Here is a 16,088-nt window from a genome sequence, read left to right as displayed (position 1 = left end):
AGGCTTACAATCCGTGCTGGTCTTGGCTTTCGACACCGCAACCGCCGCGATCACCGTGGCGCTGTACGAGTGGACTCCGGGCGAGGGTGCCGTGCCGCGCGGTGTGGCCGAGGCCGTCGACCGGCGCAGGCACACCGAACTGCTCACCCCCTCCATCGCGGCGGTGATGGCGGAGGCCGGGGCGGCGCCGGACGACCTGAGCGCCATCGCCGTCGGTGTCGGGCCTGGACCGTACACGGGTCTGCGTGTCGGCCTGGTCAGCGCCCGCGCCATGGGCGAGGCCCTGACCATCCCCGTGCACGGTGTCTGCACGCTGGACGTCATCGCCTGGGCCACCGGGCGTGCGGAGCCGTTCGTCGTCGCCACCGACGCCCGCCGCAAGGAGGTCTACTGGGCGCGGTACGACTCGTTTCGCACGCGCGTCACCGGCCCGGCCGTGGGCCCGCCGTCGGACGTCCCGGAAGGGCTCCCCGTCGTCGGCGAGGGGGCGGCCCTGTACCCGGAGATCCTCGGCGATTCCTGCCACGACCCCCTGCTCCCCACCGCCAGTGCCCTCGCGGAACTGACCGTCGCCCGCCTCGCGGGCCTCAAGGGACCCGGCCTCCTCCCCCCGGAACCGCTCTACCTGCGCAGACCGGACGCGAGGGAGCCCGGCCCCCGCAAGAAGGTGACTCCCGCATGACCGGCGTCGTCCTGCGGCCCATGACCGGCGCGGACCTGCCCGCCGTCCACCGCCTGGAGCGGCTGCTGTTCCCCGAGGACGCCTGGAGCGAGGAGATGCTCCGCGGCGAGCTCGCCGACCAGCCCCGCACCCGCCACTACGTCGTCGCGGAGGGCCCCGGCGGCGAGATCGTCGGCTACGCGGGCCTCGCCGCGGCCGGAGGGCAGGCCGACGTGCAGACCATCGGGGTGCGCGCCGACCACCGCAAGAACGGCATCGGCGCCGCGCTGCTCACCGAACTGCTGGACGAGGCCGTACGCCGGGGCAGCGAGGCGGTGTTCCTGGAGGTCCGCGCCGACAACGACGCGGCCCGCCGCCTCTACGAGCGGTTCGGCTTCGCCAGGGTGGGTCTCCGCAAGCGCTACTACCAGCCCTCGAACGTGGACGCGATCGTCATGAGCCGCCGGTTCACGCCGCGTCCGCCCATGGGTTTCAACAGGGAGAACACGTGATTCGGGACGAGCCGCTGGTGCTCGGGATTGAGACCTCGTGCGACGAGACCGGGGTCGGGATCGTGCGGGGGCACACCCTGCTCGCGGACGCCATCGCCTCCAGCGTCGACCAGCACGCCCGGTTCGGCGGCGTCGTGCCGGAGGTCGCGTCCCGCGCGCACCTGGAGGCGATGGCGCCGACCGTGGAACGCGCGCTGGCGGACGCCGGCGTGAGGTTCGCCGACGTGGACGCGTTCGCGGTCACCGCCGGCCCCGGCCTGCCGGGCGCCCTCATGGTCGGCGTCGCCGCCGCCAAGGCGTACGCGCTGTCGCTGGGCAAGCCGCTGTACGGCGTCAACCACCTGGCCGCGCACGTGTGCGTCGACCAGCTCGAACACGGCCCGCTGCCCAAGCCGTGCGTCGCGCTCCTGGTGTCGGGCGGCCACTCCTCGATCCTCCTCGTCCCGGACGTGGCGGCCGATGTCCGCTCGCTCGGCAGCACGGTGGACGACGCGGCGGGTGAGGCGTTCGACAAGGTCGCCCGCGTCCTCGACCTCGGCTTCCCGGGCGGCCCGGTCATCGACCGCATGGCCCGCGAGGGCGACCCGGCCGCGATCGCGTTCCCGCGCGGCAAGTACAAGGACGGCACCTACGACTTCTCGTTCTCCGGCCTGAAAACGGCCGTGGCCCGCTGGGTCGAGGCCAAGGAGCGCGCCGGCGAGCCCGTTCCGGTCGCCGACGTCGCCGCGTCCTTCCAGGAGGCGGTCGTGGACGTCCTCACGCAGAAGGCACTGAAGGTCTGCAAGGACAACGGCGTCCACGACCTCCTGATCGGCGGCGGCGTGGCCGCCAATTCCCGCCTGCGCGCCCTGGCGGCCGAACGCTGCGAAGCGGCCGGCGTCCGCCTCCGCGTCCCCCGCCCCAAACTGTGCACCGACAACGGCGCGATGGTGGCCGCCCTGGGGTCCGAACTGGTCGCCACCGGCAGAGCGCCCTCGGCCCTGGACCTGCCGGCCGACTCCAGCCTCCCCATAGAGTCCATCACCCTCTGACCCTGCACCCTCTGGCTTCGGGGTCAGCAGTCGGCCAGGAGCCTGCTCAGGTAGTCCTCGTAGAGGGGGACTGCCGCCTCGTCCAAGGGGCGGTCGTCGGTTTCGGGGAGCAGGTCCAGGAGGCAGCGGACGTCCCAGTAGGGGTCGTGGAGGTGGCCGCCGGAGACCTGGTCGAAGGCGGACAGGAAGCGGTCGGCGACGGACGGGCCGTAGCGGAGGGCCAGGCCGCGGCGCATGCGGGCGATGTCGACGGCGGCGGGGCCGGACGAGGCGTCCGACCAGTCGACGACGCCGGTGAGCCTGCCGTAGGACCACAGGGTGTTGTCGGTGTGGTAGTCGCGGTGGATGAAGCGGGCGGGCGCCTCGGGGGCGGGCCGGGCGGCGACCTCGAAGGCGCGTTCCCACAGGGCGGGGCGGAGCGCGTGCTCGGGCGGGCGGCGCACGTCGAGCCGGTTGTGCGGGACGTACGGCGGCATCGTGGCCGCGCCGTTCAGCGCGTGCACCGGCAGCAGCGCGGCGGCCCACTGGATGAGGTATTCGGGCAGGTCGTCGGGGGACGGGCGGGGCGGGTGGCCGCCGAGCCGGGTGACGAGCAGGGCGGGGACGTCACAGTAGGCGCCCGCGGGGTCGGCGGCGACGAGCTGCGGGGTGGGGATCTCGCAGCCGGCGAGGAGGGCGAGCGCGGCGATCTCGCGTTCGGGGGAGAAACCGGCGTCGCCGGGGGAGCGGCGTGCCGGGTCGCGGGCCGTCCAGCGGCGCAGGACGAGACGGTGGGCGCTGCCGGAGCCGCTCTCCACGAGGAGGGCGTGGTTGGTGTGCGCCGTGCCGCCTGCGAGGGGCCGCACCATGCGGACTTCGGCGCCCTTGCCGAGGCAGTTCTCGACCCAGCGCAAAGTGGTGGGGCCGGGTGGGGCGCCGGTCGGCAGGCAGGGGGCCGGTGTGTGAGTCACCTGATCCATGAAAACGGATTCCGAAGGGTGTTGGGAGTGATTTTCCGAGGACGTATCGTGACAAACTGCACGTCATCGGGATGGTTGGTCGGTGCGGCTTCGGTCGTCGCGGCGGTTGACCGGACAAATGCCACGGATTCCGTTGGGCATCCGAGTGGACCGGGCGGGGCCCGCATCGGACGCCGCGCGGTTCGGGTCAGCGGGCGGTGCGGCTCGGCGATCTCCGGCGTGCCGGGGAGCCGGCCGATCCGCTCGGACATCTCGCCGAGATCGGTCGATCCCCGGTCCACGGGAAGTTGTGCCTCGTTTCCACCCAATGCTCCTTCGTGTGCCGGCGCGACGAAATGATGCACGGCAGATGAATCGCTGAGATGGCCACTGTAGTGCGCACACGGAGCGCCGCTGAAAACGAGGGGCAGAGAAGAATGTGAGTTCTGTGGAATGTGCCTCTTATCCGGCTGGGGTGAATAGAGAGAAACGGCCGGGTACAGGTTGTTCTCCCGCTTCGCGGCCATCGGGGTGATCATGGTGACGGGGTGGTGCGGACGGTGGGGGACGTGTCCGCGCATCACGCCCGAAATCAGCGGCTCCCGAACCGGTGGCGAATACGGGTGGCCGGCACGTGTCGGCCGGGCCGTGGCGCCGTGCGTCGCTTTCGGACGGCATTCCGATGAACCCGCCTTGGTGTTTTCGGCCGGGCGTAAGATCTTCGGAAAGGGTCATGACCGGCCGCGGTGCCGGGCGGGTCACCGGCCCGGGACCGGACGGGTGAGGAGCGCGACCGGGTCGCGTCCGACACGGGTCACGACCAGGGTGAGCTCCTGCGCGCCCCGGCCCGCCTTGCGTCCGCCGAAGCCGAGGTCGCGGCGCAGCCGGTCGACGTCCACGGCCGAGCCGCGCTTCTTGACGGTCAGCACGCCGATCCCGCGGCGCCGCAGCTCCGCGCGCAGGCGCTTCACGGAGAACGGCATCACGTCCTCGACCTCGTAGGCGGTCGCGAACGGTGTCGGACGCAGCCGGTCGGACGTGATGTAGGCGATGTGCGGGTCCGCTAGCCCGCCGTCCACCAACTGGGCGACCTCACCCACCAGATGGGCGCGGATCACCGCTCCATCGGGCTCGTACAGGTAACGCCCCCACGCGCGCACATCCGGGTCGTCCAAGCCCTGCGGGGTCAGCGTCGAGACCTCCGGATCGATGTCGGATGAGAGCAGGGTGGCCCGGCGCTCCACGTCCCCTGCGAGCTCACCCAGCCAGAGGGCCGCCTCCTTAACGTCACCGTGGACCGAGATCCACTCGGCCTCCGCGCTGTCCGGCACGGCCTCATGCGGAATGCCCGGCGCCACCTTCACGCACGCCGCAGGCACCTTCGCGGCCATGTCCAGGACGGCATCAAGCGGCGGCTCGTAGGAGCGGGGATCGAAGACCCTGCCCCGGGCAGTACGGCGTCCAGGGTCGGCGAACAGCGCGTCGAACTCGTCCAGGGCGGCCCCGTCCAAAGAGACCTTGGTCGCGTCCCCCACGCGCACAGGGGCGTCCAGTCCGAAAACGGCCACGTTCGCCCGCGCCACCTCAGCCGTCAGCGGGTCGAGTTCCACACCCTCCCCGGCAAGGCCCGCGCGCCCGCGTGCGAGGAGATCCGCTCCTATCCCGCATCCCAGTTCCAGCACACGCGCGCCGTCCAGGCGAGCAGCGAACCGCCGGGCACGATGCGCCGCCACACTCGCCCGGGTCGCCTGCTCAAGCCCCGCCTGCGTGAAGTACATGCGGCCGGCGTCCGCGCCGAACTTGGCCCGCGCCCGCTCCCGCAACCGCACCTGCGTGAGCGCCGCCGCGACGAGCGCGGGATCGTGCCGTTCGCGCAGCCGCGTCGCCGTGCCGAGCAGACCGTCCTCGCTCAGGTCCGCGGCGGATGCCTCGCTGAGGACCGCCTGGCCGGAGGGGGCGAGCAGAGCCCGGAACGACGCGATGTCCACAAAGAGAAGTTAGCCGCCGGTGAACACCGCCGGGCTCCTCCGTGTCCGTGTTGACGGGCTCCCGGGCACGGAATAGTCTCCATGACTGGCACTCTCGTACTGAGAGTGCCAACAAGCGACAAGGTCGGTCTGGCACCCGCGACGACAGGCCGGTCCAGGGTCGCCTCTTCTGCCACATGTGCTGGCCGGTCATCCATGGCCGGCCGAGGACCAATCGAAGGGGAGGTCAGATCGTGACGACCGCCACCAAGGTTGCTCTCAAGCCGCTTGAGGACCGCATCGTCGTCCAGCCGCTTGAGGCCGAGACCACCACCGCGTCGGGTCTGGTGATTCCGGACACGGCCAAGGAGAAGCCCCAGGAGGGCACCGTCCTTGCCGTTGGCCCGGGTCGTGTCGACGACAAGGGCGAGCGTATCCCGGTCGACGTGAAGGTCGGCGAGGTCGTGCTTTACAGCAAGTACGGCGGCACCGAGGTCAAGTACAACAACGAGGAGTACCTCGTTCTCTCCGCCCGCGACGTGCTCGCGGTCATCGAGAAGTAATCACCGAGAACGTGATGCACCCGCCCCGGTCGGCGCCGCCTTCGGCGGGCCCGCCGGGGCGGATCGCGTGGAGAGGAGTATCCGCATGGCGAAGATCCTGGAGTTCGATGAGGACGCTCGCCGGGCTCTTGAGCGCGGCGTCAACGCTCTCGCGGACGCCGTCAAGGTGACGATCGGCCCGCGCGGCCGCAACGTCGTCATCGACAAGAAGTTCGGGGCGCCGACGATCACCAACGACGGCGTCACCATCGCCCGCGAGGTCGAGCTGGAGGACCCCTACGAGAACCTCGGGGCCCAGCTCGCCAAGGAGGTGGCGACCAAGACCAACGACATCGCGGGCGACGGCACCACCACGGCGACCGTCCTGGCGCAGGCGATGGTCCGGGAGGGCACCCGCAACGTGGCGGCCGGCGCGTCGCCGCTCGCGCTCAAGCGCGGTATCGACGCGGCCGCCCAGTACGTGTCCGACCGGCTCCTCAAGTCGGCCCGCGAGGTCGAGGAGAAGGGCGAGATCGCGCACGTCGCGACCATCTCCGCGCAGGACCCGCAGATCGGCGAGCTGATCGCCGAGGCGTTCGAGAAGGTCGGCAAGGACGGTGTCATCACCGTCGAGGAGGCCCACACCATGGGCCTGGAGCTGGAGTTCACCGAGGGCCTCCAGTTCGACAAGGGCTACCTGTCGCCGCACATGGTGACCGACCCCGAGCGCATGGAGGCCGTCCTGGAGGACGCCTACGTGCTCATCGTGGACGGCAAGATCTCCAACGTGCAGGAGTTCCTGCCGCTGGCCGAGAAGGTCGCGCAGACCAAGAAGCCGCTGCTCGTGGTGGCCGAGGACGTCGAGGGCGAGGCCCTGGCGCTGCTGGTCGCCAACAAGATCCGCGGCACGTTCACGTCCGTCGCGGTGAAGGCGCCGGGCTTCGGCGACCGCCGCAAGGCGATGCTGGGCGACATGGCCACCCTGACCGGCGGCCAGGTCGTCAGCGAGGCCATCGGCCTCAAGCTCGACTCCATCGGGCTGGAGGACCTCGGCCGCGCCCGCCGGATCACCGTCACCAAGGACAACACCACCATCGTCGATGGTGAGGGCTCCGCGGAGGACGTGAGCGCGCGGATCAACCAGATCAAGGTCGAGATCGAGAACAGCGACTCCGACTGGGACCGCGAGAAGCTCCAGGAGCGCCTGGCCAAGCTGGCCGGCGGGGTCTGCGTGCTGCGTGTCGGCGCCGCCACCGAGGTGGAGCTGAAGGAGAAGAAGCACCGCCTGGAGGACGCCATCTCGGCGACCCGCGCGGCGATCGAGGAGGGCATCGTGTCCGGCGGCGGCAGCGCGCTGGTCCACGTCGCCAAGGAGGGCTTCGACGCGCTCGGCCTGTCCGGCGACGAGGCCACCGGCGCCGAGGCCGTCCGCCGTGCGCTCAGCGAGCCGCTGCGCTGGATCTCCGAGAACGCCGGCCAGGAGGGCTACGTCGTCGTCTCCAAGGTGCAGGAGCTGAAGGCCGGGCACGGCTACAACGCCGCCACCGGCGAGTACGGCGACCTGGTCGCCCAGGGCGTCATCGACCCGGTGAAGGTCACCCGCTCGGCGGTCACCAACGCCGCCTCGATCGCGGGCATGCTGCTCACCACCGAGGTGCTCGTGGTCGACAAGCCGGAGGAGGCCGAGGAGGCCGCCGGCGGCGGTCACGGCCACGGCCACGGTCACGGCCACTGATCGCCTTCCGGACGGGTCCGTCCCGTCCGGAGCGCGTCGGCAGACCCCCGTCCCGTCCCGGGCCGGGGGTCTTGCCTTTATGTCGGCTAATGGGGTGTTCGTCACCTAATGGGCCATTTAAGATTCGGTAACGCCGGGCAGTCAGATGAACGCGTGGAGTAATAACCCCAGGTTCGTTCCAGCACTGTGACCATTCCGTTGTAAAGGACGGGGCAGACATGACCGGCGGTGCTGGGCATCATGCTTGACGTGACCGAGGGATGCTACGCCGGGACCATGACCGCGCGCGCTGCCGAACCCTCGGGAGGGCCCGCCCCTCCACAGCCCCGCGACCCCGGCCGCGGGGCGCGGGCCCGGCGCGCGGCGGACAGTGCCGACGGCGATCTCAGGGAACTGGCGAACCTCGCCGTGCAGGGCGACCCGAGCGCGATCGAGGTCCTCATCGCCGAGGTGCGCCCCATGGTCGTCCGGTACTGCCGGGCCCGGCTCGGACGGATCTCCGGGCAGTACCACATCGCCGACGACGTGGCCCAGGAGGTCTGCATCGCGGTCGTGTCGGCCCTGCCCCGCTACCGTGACATGGGCCGCCCCTTCGCGTCCTTCGTCTTCGGCATCGCCGCGCACAAGATCGCGGACGCGCTGCGCAGCGCGGTCCGCGCGGCCGTCCCCACCGAGGACCTGCCGGACGGTCCGGACGACCGCCCGGGGCCCGAGGAGACGGTGGTCCGCTGCATCGAGGCCCAGCGCGCCCGCGACCTGCTGACGCGGCTGCCCGACCACCAGCGCGAACTGGTGCTGCTGCGGGTCGTCGCGGGCCTGTCGGCCGAGGAGACCGGCAACGTGCTCGGCATGTCCGCGGGCGCGGTGCGGGTCGCGCAGCACCGGGCCCTCACCCGGCTCCGGGCAATGGCCAGAGAGGAGTCGATCGCTTGACGGAGCGAGGCCCCCGTACCGGCATCGGGGGCGCCCCGAATCCGGCCGGGTCCTCGCACTCCGGCGATGCCCCGGCGCCGGCGGGCCGCCCGCCCGCCGCCGTCCCGGCCGTGGACCTGGCCGCGGTCCGCCGTACCGACGCGCTCATCGAGGCGCTGGCCGCGCGGCGCGCCGTCCGCCCCGAGGGCGGGGCCGGACGCCAGGCCGACGACTCCGACCCGGCGGTGCGGCTGCTGCGCGCACTGATCATCGACGTGGACGACCAGGACCCCGGCCGCGACGGCGACCCCGGCCCGTCCGCACCGCCGCCCGCGCCGCCCGGCCCCGGTTCCCGCCGCCGGGGGTCGCGCACGATCGTGGCCTTGGGCGTGGCGGGTGCCGTCCTCGCCAGCACCGGCGTCGCGGCGGCGGGCGGCGGCGTCGCCGACCGCACGTCCGCGGCCCCGGTGCCGAGCGCGTCCGGCATCTCGGGGAAGGCGGACAAACCCGTCCGCGACCTCGATGCCGAGACGCGTACCCGCCCGCAGGCCGCCGCCCGTCCCGCACCGGCGCCCCCGGCGGCGCGCGAGCCGTCCGGCGACCCGGAACGCGAGGACATGGCGCGCCTCAAGCGGCGCCTGGAGTACCTGTTCCCGCCCCGTCCCCGCGCCGGCCGCCCGGATGTCCCCACCCTGATCACGCGCTCGGCCCCGGCCGCCCGTCCGAACACCCCGCCGGACGACGACCCGCTCCGCCGCCTGGACGACCTGCGCCGCGAAGCCGGGAAACAGGCGAACCGCTACGACAACCCCCGCTGGGACGACTAACGGCCCGCTGGGACGACTAGCGGGCGGCCAGGGCGGCGGGGTCAGCCGTCGTCGCGTCCCTCTTCGCTGTCGATCACGCCATCGACGTAGCCGCGGGCGTATTCCCAGCTCACGTAGTCGACGGGATCGGGGGACAGGGCGGGTTCGTGCACGCGGGGCAGGCCCTCGTCCAGCAGGTGGCGCAGGTTTCCGTGCAGCAGTTCCCAGTCGATGTAGTGGAGTTTGCCGCAGTCGCCGCAGTCGACGGTGAGCCCGCGCACCCCGAGCGGCTCCAGCAGGGCCCGGAACACCTCCAGGTCGGCGATGTCGGCCAGCACGTCCTCCCGCTCCGTCACGCTGAGCGGAGCGGTATCGCCACCTGGGTCGCCGAGCGCCGCCGCCGGGTCATCCGGATCTCCGGCGAACGGGTCGAGCGGTGCGTCATCGTGCACACTCCCACGCTACTGCGGGACGCCCCGCGAGGTGCACCCCCCGAGTCTTCTTTGTGCGTGAACAATCACGCGGCGTGCGCGCGTGTCCGAAATAGGCCGGGAATGTTCAGGACCGTCCTGCTTGTTGCGTGATGTCAGCAAGACCACGCGGCGGTCGCGGGCAACAGCCCGTCCCGGCGCGGGCGCACGCCCTACCATGGAAGCAGGGCCCTCGCGACCTGGCCCGATGCCGCCACCACCACGGGAAGGTTGTCATGAACCCCGCCGCCGAGCCCGACAAGTTCCTCCCGCAGGGCCTGACCTTCGACGATGTGCTCCTGCTGCCGGGCTACTCCGACATGCAGCCCGGCGAGGCCGACACCACGACCCGCCTCACCCGCGAGATCTCGCTGCGCATCCCGCTCGTCTCGGCGGCGATGGACACCGTGACCGAGGCCCGGACGGCGGTCGCGATGGCGCGGCAGGGCGGCATCGGCGTCCTGCACCGCAACATGCCGATCGAGGAGCAGGCCGAGGAGGCCGACCGGGTCAAGCGGTCCGAGTCCGGGATGATCACCAACCCGGTGACCTGCCTGCCGGACGCCACGCTCGCCGACGTCGAGGCCCTGTGCGCGCACTACCGGATCTCCGGCGTGCCGGTCACCGATGTGCGGGGCGTCCTGGTCGGCATCGTGACCAACCGTGACATGCGCTTCGAGTCGGACCTGTCCCGTCCGGTCCGCGAGGTCATGACGCCGATGCCGCTGGTGACCGCGCCGGTGGGCGTGTCGCGGGACGAGGCGTTCCGATTGCTGCGGGGCAACAAGGTGGAAAAGCTCCCGCTGGTGGACGCCGACGGCCGGCTCAAGGGCCTGATCACCACCAAGGACTTCACCAAGAGCGAGCAGTATCCCAACTCCACCAAGGACGCCGGCGGGCGGCTGCTCGTCGCCGCGGCCGTCGGTGTCGGCGAGGACGCCGTCCGCCGTGCCCGCGCCCTGATCGAGGCCGGCACCGACGTGATCATCGTGGACACCGCGCACGGCCACTCCAAGGGCGTCGCCGACACCATCGCCGCGATCAAGGGGAGCTCGTCCGTCCAGGTCGTCGGCGGCAACGTCGCCACCTACGCGGGCGCGAAGACCCTGGTGGAGGCGGGCGCCGACGCGGTCAAGGTCGGCGTCGGCCCCGGCTCGATCTGCACCACCCGCGTCGTCGCCGGCGTCGGCGTCCCGCAGATCACCGCGATCCACGAGGCGTCCCGCGCGGCGAAGGAGGCGGGCGTCCCGGTGATCGGGGACGGCGGCGTGCAGTACTCCGGTGACATCGCCAAGGCCCTGGTCGCGGGCGCCGACACGGTGATGCTCGGCAGCCTGCTCGCCGGCATCGAGGAGTCCCCGGGCGAGCTGATCTTCGTCCACGGCAAGCAGTACAAGTCGTACCGCGGCATGGGCTCGCTCGGCGCGATGCGCAACCGCGAGCGCGGCGCCTCGTTCTCCAAGGACCGCTACGCGCAGGCCGACGTCACCTCCGAGGAGAAGCTGATCCCCGAGGGCGTCGAGGGCCAGGTGCCCTACCGCGGCCCGCTCGCCAACGTCGCGCACCAGCTCGTCGGCGGCCTCCACCAGTCCATGTGGTACGCGGGGACGCGCACGATCCCCGAACTCCAGGAGCGCGGCCAGCTCATGCGCATCAGCGTCGCCGGCCTCCGCGAAAGCCACCCCCACGACATCCAGATGACGGTGGAAGCCCCGAACTACCAGGGCCGCTGACGCCCGCCGCCCGTGCGACGTGCCGGGACGGGTGACGTAAGCTCTTCCGGGGCTTGGTTCCGGGGTCGCCGGGAACACCGATCACGTGGAGGAAGGGCGCAGTGGCTGCTGAGGTGGAGATCGGCCGTGGCAAGAGCGGCCGCCGGGCGTACGCCTTCGACGACATCGGCATCGTGCCGTCCCGCCGGACGCGCGATCCCAAGGAGGTCAGCGTCGCCTGGCAGATCGACGCCTACCGGTTCGAGATCCCGCTGCTCGTCGCCCCGATGGACAGCGTCGTCAGCCCCGCCACCGCGATCGCCGTCGGCCGGCTCGGCGGCCTCGCCGTCCTCGACCTCGAAGGGCTGTGGACCCGGTACGAGAGCCCCGAGCCGCTGCTCGCCGAGATCGCCTCGCTGGACGACGCGGGTGCCACCCGGCGGCTCCAGGAGATCTACACCGAGCCGATCAAGGAGGAGCTGATCGGCCGCCGGATCCAGGAGGTCCGGGACGCGGGCGTCACCGTCGCGGCTCGGCTGTCGCCGCAGCGCACCGCGCAGTTCCACAAGGCCGTCATCGACGCGGGCGTCGACCTGTTCGTGATCCGCGGGACGACCGTGTCCGCCGAGCACGTGTCGGGACGCGCCGAGCCGCTGAACCTCAAGCAGTTCATCTACGACCTCGACGTCCCCGTGATCGTCGGCGGCTGCTCCACCTACACGGCCGCGCTGCACCTGATGCGCACCGGCGCGGCCGGGGTGCTGGTCGGGTTCGGCGGCGGTTCCGGGCACACGACCCGGACCGTCCTCGGCGTGGCCGTCCCGATGGCCACCGCGGTCGCGGACGTCGCCGCCGCCCGCCGCGACTACATGGACGAGTCCGGCGGACGGTACGTCCACGTGATCGCCGACGGCGGCATGGTCAACAGCGGCGACATCGCCAAGGCGTTCGCCTGCGGCTCCGACGCCGTGATGGTCGGGTCGCCGTTCGCCCGTTGCGCCGAGGCGCCCGGACGCGGCTACCACTGGGGCAGCGAGGCGCACCACGGCGACGTCCCGCGCGGCACCCGCCTCGAACTCGGGACGATCGGGACGATGGAGCAGATCCTGCACGGGCCGTCCCATGTCGCGGACGGCTCCATGAACCTCATCGGCGCGCTGCGCCGCGCCATGGCGACCTCCGGTTACACGGAGCTGAAGGAGTTCCAGCGGGTCCAGGTCGTGGTGGCTCCCCGCCGGTCCACCGACTGAGCGGACCCCCTCGCGCGTCGGGGTTTGTCCCGGCTGTTGGACCTCCCCGGAGGGAACTCGATCGTTTCCGGGGTGGGCCCATCCCTACTCTTGGGTAGGTACTGCTGGGAAACCGAACGCTATGGGGGGATATGCGATGACGGCATCACCGGTGACCGGCCTTGGAAGCTCGCGGCTGGGCCCTGCCGAGCGGGCCGCGGCGCTCGACCGCATGGCGCGCGAGGAGTTCGACGTCGTCGTCGTGGGCGGCGGCATCGTCGGCGCGGGCGCGGCGCTGGACGCGGCCACCCGGGGACTGTCGGTCGCGGTGGTCGAGGCCCGCGACTTCGCGTCAGGAACGTCGTCGCGCTCGTCCAAGCTGATCCACGGCGGGCTGCGCTACCTGGAGCAGTACAACTTCGACCTCGTCCGGGAGGCGCTGACCGAGCGCAGCCTGCTGCTGCAGCAGATCGCGCCGCATCTGGTGCAGCCCGTCCCGTTCCTGCTGCCGACCACCCACCGCGTGTGGGAACGCGCGTACTTCGGCGCCGGTGTGGCGCTGTACGACGTGCTGGCGTTCCAGATGGGCAGCACCCGGGGCGTCCCGCACCACCGGCACCTGACCCGGCGCGGCGCGCTGCGGCTCGCGCCGTCCCTGCGCAAGGACGCCTTCACGGGCGCGATCCAGTACTGGGACGCGCAGGTCGACGACGCCCGCTACGTCATGACCGTGCTGCGGACGGCCGCCGAGTACGGCGCCCAGATCGCGTCCCGCACCCAGTGCGTCGGCTTCCTCCGCGAAGGGGAGCGCGTCACCGGCCTGCGCATCCGCGATCTCGAAGCGAACACGACCAGCGAGGTCCGCGCCAAGCAGGTCGTCAACGCCACCGGAGTGTGGACGGACGACATCCAGGAACTCGTCGGCGGTCGCGGCCAGATCCACGTGAAGGCGTCGAAGGGCATCCACCTCGTCGTCCCGAAGGACCGCATCCACTCCTCGGCGGGCATCATCCTGCGCACGGAGAAATCCGTCCTGTTCGTGATCCCGTGGGGGCGCCACTGGATCATCGGCACCACCGACACCGCCTGGGACCTCGACCGGGCCCACCCCGCCGCCTCCAAGGCCGACATCGACTACGTCCTGGACCACGTCAACGCCGTCCTCAACACCCCCCTCACCCACGACGACGTGGAGGGCGTCTACGCGGGCCTGCGCCCGCTGCTCACCGGGGAGACCGAGGAGACCTCCAAGCTCTCCCGCGAGCACGTCGTCGCGCACCCCGTCCCCGGCCTGGTCCTCGTCGCCGGCGGCAAGTACACCACGTACCGCGTCATGGCCAAGGACGCCATCGACGCCGTCGCCCACGGCCTCGACGGCAAGATCCCCCAATCCTGCACGGACCGCGTGCCCCTCGTCGGCGGTGACGGCTTCCAGGCCATGTGGAACGCCCGCCACCGCCTGGCCGCCCGCTCCGGCCTGCACGTGGCCCGCGTCGAGCACCTTCTCCGCCGCTACGGCACCCTCGTGGACGACCTGCTCGACCTGATCTCCGACAAGCCCGACCTGGGCAAACCGCTGACCGGCGCCGAGGACTACCTCCGCGCCGAGGTCGTCTACGCCGCCACCCACGAGGGCGCCCGCCATCTCAACGACGTCCTGGCCCGCCGCACCCGCATCTCCATCGAGACCTGGGACCGCGGCGTGGGCGTCGCGCAGGAGGCCGCCGACCTCCTCACCCCCGTCCTCGGCTGGTCCAAGAAGCAGCGCGACCGCGAGATCGAGTACTACCGCAAGCGGGTGGAAGCCGAACGAGCCTCCCAGACCCAGGACGGCGACCAGGAAGCCGACGCCCACCGCCGAGGCGCCCCCGACATCGTCCCAATCGCCACCCCCTGACCTGGGAACGGAACCGGGTGGGGCATATCACTGCAAGTAGTGCGTTACTTGCGGGTAGCAAAAATGATCGCGGGGTCCTACGCTGCCTGCATGGCATCCCCCACGGTCCCTGCCAAAGGTGCGGCAGAGCACAGGCTCCCCCAGCCCCTGATCGACCGGCTGGCCTCCCACGTCGTCTCGGACGGCACCGACAGCGCGACGATCCCCAGCCCGTTCACGGGTGAGCCCCTCGCGACCGTTCCGCTCTCCGGTGCCGGCGACGTCCGCGGGGCCTATGAGCGCGCCCGCGAGGCACAGCGGGCCTGGGCGGCGCTGCCGGCCGGCGAGCGGGTCAAGCCGTTCCTCCGCCTGGCGGACGCGCTGGTCGACCGGCGTGCGGAGATCCTCGACATCATCCAGCTGGAGACCGGCAAGGCGCGCCGCCACGCGATGGAGGAGTTCCTCGATGTGGCGCTGTGCTCGCTGTACTACGCCCGGCGGGCCCCGAGGCTGCTGAAGCCGAAACGCCGGCAGGGCATGGTGACGGGGCTGACACGGGTGCGGGAACTGCGGCACCCGAAGGGCGTCGTCGCGCTGATCGCCCCGTGGAACTACCCCTTCGCGCTGGGGGCCGGCGACATCGCGCCCGCGCTGATGGCGGGCAACGCGGTGATCCACAAGCCGGACACCCAGACGTGCCTGTCGAGCCTGTGGGTGCTGGACCTGCTGGTCGCGCTCGGGCTGCCCAAGGACCTGTGGCAGATCGTCGTCGGCGAGCCGGCCGAGATCGGCGACCCGCTGGTGGAGAACGCCGACTATGTCTCGTTCACCGGGTCGACGCGCGGCGGCAAGGCCATCGCCGAGAAGGTCGCGCCGCGCCTCGTCGGCTACTCGCTGGAGCTCGGCGGCAAGAACCCGATGATCGTCCTGCCGGACGCCGACGTCGAGCGGACCGCGCGCGGCGCCGTCCGCGCGTGCTTCACCAACGCCGGCCAGCTGTGCATCTCGATCGAGCGGCTGTACGTGCACGAGGACATCTACGACCGGTTCGTCCCCCGGTTCGTCGAGCTGGCCAAGGACATGAGGCTCGGCGCGGGACTCGACTTCGACGCCGACATGGGCTCGCTGACCCACCGGCGCCAGCTGGACGCGGTGACGCGGCATGTCGACCAGGCCGTCAAGGAGGGTGCGACCGTCCTCGCCGGCGGCAAGGCCCGTCCCGACGTGGGCCCGCTTTTCTACGAGCCGACGATCCTCGCGGACGTCAACGGCGACATGGACCTGTGCGCGAACGAGACGTTCGGGCCCGTCGTCGCGGTCTACAAGTACCGGGACGAGGACGAGGTCGTCGCCCGCGCCAACGACACCCCGTACGGGCTGAACGCGTCGGTGTGGACGAAGAACCCGGCGCGGGCCCGCCGGCTCGCCGCCCGCATCCAGGCGGGGACGGTGAACATCAACGACGGCTACGGCGCCGCGTACGCGTCCTACGACTCGCCGATGGGCGGGATGAAGCAGTCCGGTGTGGGACGCCGCCACGGGGCCGAGGGCCTGCTGAAGTTCACCGAGGTGCAGACGATCGCCAGCCAGCACCTCATGGACCTCGAACCGCCGGCCGGCATCGGCTACGACAAGTTCGCCGACTACATGGCGTCCGGCATCAAGCTCATGAAGAAGCTGCACATCAAGTAGGGATC

At 71.6% G+C, this 16,088-nt stretch carries 15 protein-coding genes; 11 read left to right on the top strand and 4 right to left on the bottom strand.

The window, feature by feature from the left end; all coding sequences use genetic code 11:
* The first annotated feature begins 13 nt into the window (after positions 1-13).
* Genes tsaB through tsaD form a run of 3 tightly spaced genes read left to right on the top strand, consistent with a single transcriptional unit; the run spans position 14 to position 2,204 of the window.
* The gene (tsaB, locus tag ACQP1N_RS30000) at positions 14-682 is read left to right on the top strand and encodes a tRNA (adenosine(37)-N6)-threonylcarbamoyltransferase complex dimerization subunit type 1 TsaB (RefSeq protein WP_067799286.1); all 669 of its coding nucleotides are present in this window, start codon (positions 14-16) and stop codon (positions 680-682) included.
* Positions 679-1,173, top strand: a complete 495-nt coding sequence (gene rimI, locus ACQP1N_RS29995) for a ribosomal protein S18-alanine N-acetyltransferase (RefSeq protein WP_067799288.1) — start codon at positions 679-681, stop codon at positions 1,171-1,173. The genes tsaB and rimI overlap by 4 nt, the downstream gene beginning before the upstream one ends.
* Complete coding sequence (gene tsaD, locus ACQP1N_RS29990) at positions 1,170-2,204, top strand: tRNA (adenosine(37)-N6)-threonylcarbamoyltransferase complex transferase subunit TsaD (RefSeq protein WP_207394074.1); 1,035 nt, start codon at positions 1,170-1,172, stop codon at positions 2,202-2,204. Before rimI ends, tsaD begins: the two co-directional genes overlap by 4 nt.
* Before the next feature lie 23 nt (positions 2,205-2,227).
* On the opposite strand, the gene ACQP1N_RS29985 is transcribed toward tsaD, so the two are convergent.
* From ACQP1N_RS29985 to ACQP1N_RS29975, 3 genes are all read right to left on the bottom strand, one after another.
* The gene (locus tag ACQP1N_RS29985; RefSeq protein WP_067799291.1) at positions 2,228-3,163 is read right to left on the bottom strand and encodes an aminoglycoside phosphotransferase family protein; all 936 of its coding nucleotides are present in this window, start codon (positions 3,161-3,163) and stop codon (positions 2,228-2,230) included.
* Positions 3,151-3,681 carry a hypothetical protein gene (locus ACQP1N_RS29980; protein ID WP_131732698.1) on the bottom strand — a complete coding sequence of 177 codons (531 nt, stop codon included), beginning with the start codon at positions 3,679-3,681 and terminating at the stop codon, positions 3,151-3,153. Before ACQP1N_RS29980 ends, ACQP1N_RS29985 begins: the two co-directional genes overlap by 13 nt.
* A 219-nt stretch (positions 3,682-3,900) precedes the next feature.
* Positions 3,901-5,130, bottom strand: a complete 1,230-nt coding sequence (locus tag ACQP1N_RS29975; protein ID WP_433227761.1) for a THUMP-like domain-containing protein — start codon at positions 5,128-5,130, stop codon at positions 3,901-3,903.
* A 233-nt stretch (positions 5,131-5,363) separates the two neighbouring features.
* On the opposite strand from ACQP1N_RS29975, the gene groES reads away from it, so the two are divergent.
* The 4 genes from groES (at position 5,364) to ACQP1N_RS29955 (ending at position 9,125) form a co-directional block, all read left to right on the top strand.
* On the top strand, positions 5,364-5,672 hold the full coding sequence (groES, locus tag ACQP1N_RS29970) for a co-chaperone GroES (RefSeq protein WP_067799295.1): 309 nt from the start codon (positions 5,364-5,366) through the stop codon (positions 5,670-5,672).
* 85 nt (positions 5,673-5,757) lie between these two features.
* Positions 5,758-7,386, top strand: a complete 1,629-nt coding sequence (gene groL / locus ACQP1N_RS29965) for a chaperonin GroEL (RefSeq protein WP_067799298.1) — start codon at positions 5,758-5,760, stop codon at positions 7,384-7,386.
* A 276-nt stretch (positions 7,387-7,662) separates the two neighbouring features.
* The gene (locus ACQP1N_RS29960) at positions 7,663-8,319 is read left to right on the top strand and encodes a sigma-70 family RNA polymerase sigma factor (protein WP_084263008.1); all 657 of its coding nucleotides are present in this window, start codon (positions 7,663-7,665) and stop codon (positions 8,317-8,319) included.
* Positions 8,316-9,125: a hypothetical protein gene (locus ACQP1N_RS29955; RefSeq protein WP_067799301.1), complete on the top strand. Its 810-nt coding sequence runs from the start codon at positions 8,316-8,318 to the stop codon at positions 9,123-9,125. The genes ACQP1N_RS29960 and ACQP1N_RS29955 overlap by 4 nt, the downstream gene beginning before the upstream one ends.
* 41 nt (positions 9,126-9,166) lie before the next feature.
* Here the strand turns inward: ACQP1N_RS29955 and ACQP1N_RS29950 are convergent, their stop codons facing one another.
* A complete protein-coding gene (locus tag ACQP1N_RS29950) occupies positions 9,167-9,556 on the bottom strand; it encodes a DUF5319 domain-containing protein (protein ID WP_067799304.1) in 390 nt (129 codons plus the stop codon).
* A 254-nt stretch (positions 9,557-9,810) separates the two neighbouring features.
* On the opposite strand from ACQP1N_RS29950, the gene guaB reads away from it, so the two are divergent.
* From guaB to ACQP1N_RS29930, 4 genes are all read left to right on the top strand, one after another.
* Positions 9,811-11,307: an IMP dehydrogenase gene (gene guaB, locus ACQP1N_RS29945; protein ID WP_067799308.1), complete on the top strand. Its 1,497-nt coding sequence runs from the start codon at positions 9,811-9,813 to the stop codon at positions 11,305-11,307.
* A gap of 113 nt (positions 11,308-11,420) precedes the next feature.
* Positions 11,421-12,536, top strand: a complete 1,116-nt coding sequence (locus tag ACQP1N_RS29940) for a GuaB3 family IMP dehydrogenase-related protein (RefSeq protein WP_433232861.1) — start codon at positions 11,421-11,423, stop codon at positions 12,534-12,536.
* Between the two features lie 136 nt (positions 12,537-12,672).
* Entirely contained in the window at positions 12,673-14,412 is a 1,740-nt protein-coding gene (gene glpD / locus ACQP1N_RS29935) for a glycerol-3-phosphate dehydrogenase (RefSeq protein WP_067799312.1), read from the top strand.
* Between the two features lie 90 nt (positions 14,413-14,502).
* On the top strand, positions 14,503-16,083 hold the full coding sequence (locus ACQP1N_RS29930) for a succinic semialdehyde dehydrogenase (RefSeq protein ID WP_433227760.1): 1,581 nt from the start codon (positions 14,503-14,505) through the stop codon (positions 16,081-16,083).
* Positions 16,084-16,088 lie beyond the last annotated feature (5 nt).

Source organism: Actinomadura formosensis (assembly GCF_050948385.1).
GTDB classification, from domain to species: Bacteria; Actinomycetota; Actinomycetes; order Streptosporangiales; family Streptosporangiaceae; genus Spirillospora; species Spirillospora formosensis.
Note: the sequence above shows the minus strand (reverse complement) of the source record. Positions and strands in the feature narration are given on the sequence as shown.